The organism is Candidatus Poribacteria bacterium, assembly GCA_021295755.1.
Lineage (GTDB): Bacteria > Poribacteria > WGA-4E > WGA-4E > PCPOR2b > PCPOR2b.
In genome coordinates, this window is record JAGWBT010000234.1 from 1 (window position 1) to 4,898 (window position 4,898).

General features: G+C 48.4%; 4 protein-coding genes and 1 pseudogene. All 5 read right to left on the minus strand.

The window, feature by feature from the left end; genetic code table 11:
• Positions 1 to 213: hypothetical protein (locus tag J4G02_22630; protein MCE2397306.1), on the minus strand; the 213-nt coding region annotated here is incomplete at its 3' end.
• A gap of 42 nt (positions 214 to 255) precedes the next feature.
• Positions 256 to 1,630: pseudogene (miaB, locus tag J4G02_22635) on the minus strand (tRNA (N6-isopentenyl adenosine(37)-C2)-methylthiotransferase MiaB).
• 58 nt (positions 1,631 to 1,688) lie between these two features.
• Complete coding sequence (locus tag J4G02_22640) at positions 1,689 to 2,513, minus strand: amidohydrolase family protein (protein MCE2397307.1); 825 nt, start codon at positions 2,511 to 2,513, stop codon at positions 1,689 to 1,691.
• Positions 2,514 to 2,788: 275 nt separating this feature from the next.
• Positions 2,789 to 4,042: a hypothetical protein gene (locus tag J4G02_22645; protein ID MCE2397308.1), complete on the minus strand. Its 1,254-nt coding sequence runs from the start codon at positions 4,040 to 4,042 to the stop codon at positions 2,789 to 2,791.
• A 61-nt stretch (positions 4,043 to 4,103) separates the two neighbouring features.
• A complete protein-coding gene (locus J4G02_22650; protein ID MCE2397309.1) occupies positions 4,104 to 4,646 on the minus strand; it encodes a hypothetical protein in 543 nt (180 codons plus the stop codon).
• Positions 4,647 to 4,898: the final 252 nt, after the last annotated feature.

The window sequence follows — 4,898 nt, forward strand, 5'->3', positions numbered from 1 at the left end:
CGGCAGTTGTCCCTCAAGTTGACAGGTCAGTGCGTGCGCTGCGTTGACACTACCGATGCCGGTGTGAAGCAGCGTGCATCGCCAGCCGCATAAAGTTCCGACGATTACCGTTTTGCCGGCGTGCTGTGCGGTCTTGGCGTTTCCGAGAGCCGTGTGGACAGTAGCGGACTCGATCTCCGTCGCGCTAACCAGTAGTAGGTTAGGCTGAGCCATCTAGTTCATCCTCGATAACATAATCCGTTACAATTTACTTTGCTATGGCGCAGGGACCATCGATCCAATCAACGTGTGTGCTGTCACAGATTCGACTTTCACACGCACGAAATCAGCAACCTCCGAATCCATCGGTTTTTCCTTGGTATTTGTCCGGGTCTCGCCGCGATTCTCCTTCGACCAACACCTCTACAGTCTCACCGATTAATCCCTGATTGATTTCGTGGGAGATGCCCTCTTGCAACTCAATAATTTCCTTCAAACGGCGTCCCTTCTCCTCCTCGCTCACATCGTCGTCAAGCGTTTTGTACGCAAGTGTCCCCTCACGGGACGAATACTTGAACATGAACGCTGAATCATAGCGAATTTCTTCCATCAAGTTGTACGTCTCCATAAAATCATCTTCTGTTTCGCCACAGAAGCCAACAATTACATCTGTTGAGATTGAGAGATTCGGGATGCGTTCTCGCATTTTGGCGACAAGCTCTTGGTATTCTTCCGCTGTGTACGTGCGTCGCATCGTTTCCAACACCTTTGTTGAACCGGATTGCAACGGCAAATGAATGTAGTTGCAGACCTTATCGCAGTTCGCCATCGCCTCAATTAGAGAATCGGTTGCATCACTCGGATGTGGTGAAGTGAAGCGTATCCGCTCGATCCCTTTAACTTCGCTCATTTCAAACAGAAGATCTCCAAAATTATGAGTGCCATCGTTATACGAGTTCACCGTCTGACCGAGGAGAACGACCTCTTTGAAACCTTCATCAACGAGTCTTTTCACATCATCAATCAATAGGTGCATTGGAATACTTCGCTCGCGTCCGCGTACAAACGGCACAATGCAGAAGGTACACATCTTGTCGCAGCCGCGTTGGCTGGTCAACCATGCCCGGACGCCATCCTTCCGAATGGGAGCGATGTCCGCATAGTCCTCGTCCCTGTCCAGTTTCAAACCGAGGAATGGATCACTAGTCGTTACCGAATTGATTGCCATCGGTAGATTCCGGTAGGCGTCGGGGCCTAGCACAAAATCCACGTACGGTGCGGCATCAATCAGTTTTGTCTTCATGTGTTGCGCCATGCAGCCACACACGCCGAGAACTAGATCCGATTGCCTCCGTTTTCGATGATGCAGGTGTACAAGACGATTGAGCACCTTCTCCTCGGCATTTTCGCGGATGGCGCAGGTGTTGAGCAGCACAACGTCAGCATCTTCGAGTCGATCCACCATTTCATAACCATTTTGGGTTAAGATGCCCGACATCAACTCGCTGTCACTCACATTCATCTGACAACCGTAGGTTTCGATATAAACCCGCCGATTAGCCTGTGCTTGTGAAGTGATATTGATAGGCTCCAACGTTGGCGCTGCTTTGTATAATGGTAATTGTGTTTTGATTGGAATTTTCGGATTCATTGCCTTATCAACCTTTGTTGAATTATTCTTTTGTCATTCAAAACCTTCGAGGGTCGGGTCACGAAAACCAGAGTTTCATCGCAGTTTCGCCCAAAATGGCAGCCTTTTCCGCTTCGGATAACCCCAGATGTTCTTGGAAGATCGCGAGATGCTGTTGGTACGTGACCTTGGGGATCCAGAGCGATGTTGGAAAGTCGCTGCCCCATATACATCTTTCCGGTGTGTAAGCATCAATGATCTGCCGGAGTCCACCAAACATATCACCGCAGGGAAACTCCTCCTCGGATCCGGTGACAGTAAATGACAGTTTGGCGTATAGATTCTTGAATTCTGCAAGCCCTAGAACCGTTTTCAAATTGTCAGAATCCGGAAAATCACCGGCTCTCAAATTGGCACAGTGATCCAGAACAACGGGGACATCGGGATACGCTTTAAGCAGACTCGCCAATGAGCGGCAGTTGGGCGTATTAAGTAAGGCACAGAGCACCACACCCAACTGCTGCGCTGCTTCCCATAACCGCCGATGTTCCGGGAGAACAGCGTCATCCGTGGGCCAACTGGCGGAAACACGATTTCCGCGGACACCTATTGCAAGTGCCTCCTCCATCAAACCTACCGATCCATCGTTAAAGGGATCGAGATTCAAAACGCCGGTTGTCCATTCTTGGTTTTCCCGCACGGTATCCATCGTGAGCCGGTTATCATGTTGGTAAACAGTGAAGGTTTGAACGATGACAACGCGATCAATACTGTTCGTCTTAACCTCATTTTTCAGATCTTCTATTGTCCCCCGACCGGGCGGTGGCAGATAGGGTTCAGGGCTTTGAGGATACGTTTCGGTGTCTTCGGAATAGATATGTGCGTGTGTATCAACGATAGCCATTAATGATTCTCCTTAACGTAAAACGTGAAACGTGATGCGTGAGACATCAAATGTGAGTCCAAAGGGATGGTCGTTCTAGCAGTGAAGTGAGCGAATGAACTTGTTATGTTTATTCATTTATCAGGACTTACGCAAATTCAGCACGCGACGCGAGATTTTTTTATTTTTAACCCCCTAAATCCCCCAACTCCCCTGACAAGGGTTTCCCCCTGATAAGGGGGGCTAGGGGGGTTAGGGGATCTTCTCGGGGGACTTATGAACCAGCTGCGTAAGTCCTATTTATTTATTTCTCCATTATCACGTATCTCTATATTCTGGTACTGCTTTGTCAAGTTCAACACAATTCCTGACCAGAGGATTGCCATAACCATCGCGGTGATAGAAAAAGCGGCACCCGGAATTGCCATAGCAAAGCCGATCACGGTAATTACGCCGGCACTGCCGCCTTTAGCAAATCGATAACCGAAGGAGTCGATGACCTGTTTCGCTCGATAACGGGCATCAAACGACAAGGGGATATAGAGAATTTCTTTCGCAGCTCGAAAGAGCGAGTAATCCAATGCCTTGAAAAGCAAGAATGCGGTCGCTCCACTCCGTAAGGAAGGCGCGATCGTTAGAGCTGCACCCGCAATCAGATGAACGAGTGGGATGCTCGGATGGAGAATACGAATCGGTATAAATCGCAACACTAGGCCCGCACAGAGTTGCAGAACAAAAGCAGAGATACCAAGCCACTGCCCATAAAACCGTCCATAGAAGGCGGTTCGTATGTCTTTGTCAGGGATGTCGGTCTCGACCAATCCATTAAATCTTAGATCTAACACCGTTGAAACAACTTGTGTCGTCAGGATGAGTAGAAACAGGCAAACCAGATAACGAGAACGTGCAAGTACCTTCAATCCTGTATGTCCCTGTCGTCCACCCTGCTCTACGCCTGCGGGTTGTGGTTCACCTGCGGCAGCATAAGCGAGCATCGCAAACAGTGCCGCTGGCAGTAATGAACCCGCAGCGAATAGCAGCAACACCTCAGAACCCAGAGTCGGTGCGAGATGCGCAACAAGCGAACCGCCGGTAACTGAGCCGATTGTCGCAATCGCGCAAAAGGGTCCGTTGATCCAACGCGCTTGTTTAGGGGTTAATGTACTGTTGACAAGCGACCAATACTGTTCGATAATCAGCACGATGTACGCTTCACGAAAAACGTAGATTACTGCTGTCGCGATAGCGTGCCCCATGAGGATCAGGTTGTAGCAGCCCCCAATCAATCCCGCAGACAAAATTGATGTCAATAACAACGCACGTTTTGCACCCAGCCACGATAGCAACCTGCCGTAAAGATACAGCAGCAAGAAGACGCTCGGCGGCACCGCTACCATCACGCGAGGCAAGTTTTTAGCGCCGTACGCATCAATGAACAGGGAAGTTGATACCGCCCGAATAAACTCGTATCCACACAACAAAAAGCTGCCCGCCACAGCAATCGAAAGGGCTGCCAAGAGTGTTCGTTTTGGGAAAATCTGTGTTATCATCGTATCAGCTCCAATACGTTTCGATCCAGCTATTGACAGCGTGTGAGTACTTCTTTCCGCTCTATTTCCTTTCTCGATCATTTATGAGTTGCTTGAGCTTTTCCAACGTCTCCGCGTCCAATAGACGAAGGATGTCTTCGGGCTGAAGCCCGCGTATCCGCTCTTCAGGAGTCATCTGTTTAAGAAACTTCTCCTTATCTAAGTACGGGGTAATAACTTCGGTCAATTCGTCCATTCTTCTTTGATATACATCGGATTTTTCAGCCATTTCTAATACTTCCATTGTAAGTTTGGGTCTAAGCCTCAAAGCGTAATTGATGTACAACCAATTGTCCTTTCCAACAATCTGTTCTAAAAACAGACGAGACTTCTCCTCTGAAGCTGCAAAAAGTAGCAGCAAGTAATTTTTCGGTTCAATCTTGATTTCTGCCGCGCTGTTCAGGACAACAAGGACATCCATCGTGCGCGGCAGACGACTCACCTCGACCTCTGTTTGGACCGGTAGGTTTAACTGTCCGAAGTTGTACTCCACGGCCTCCTTAAAAACCGGATCGATCTCACGCCGCGCGGTAGTTGCTTCAGTATTGTTGTTATCGGCGGACATCAGGCCTCCTCTTTACCAAGAAATCCTTTAGGTCTAAAGCCTAAGCATTTATGCTTGGAATACAGATTGCTTTAGCAAGTTTTATGCTTGAAATCATATGTGAAAAATGGTATAATTCTTTTGCCAATTTGGGATAGAAAAGCACCCTCGGCACCCTTGTCGAGGTTCTATCTCACTTCAGTGCTTGAAGTAATAGATTGGTGAATATGGCGACACCTTTTGAAAAACTCAGCGTTCGGGATTAATAACACA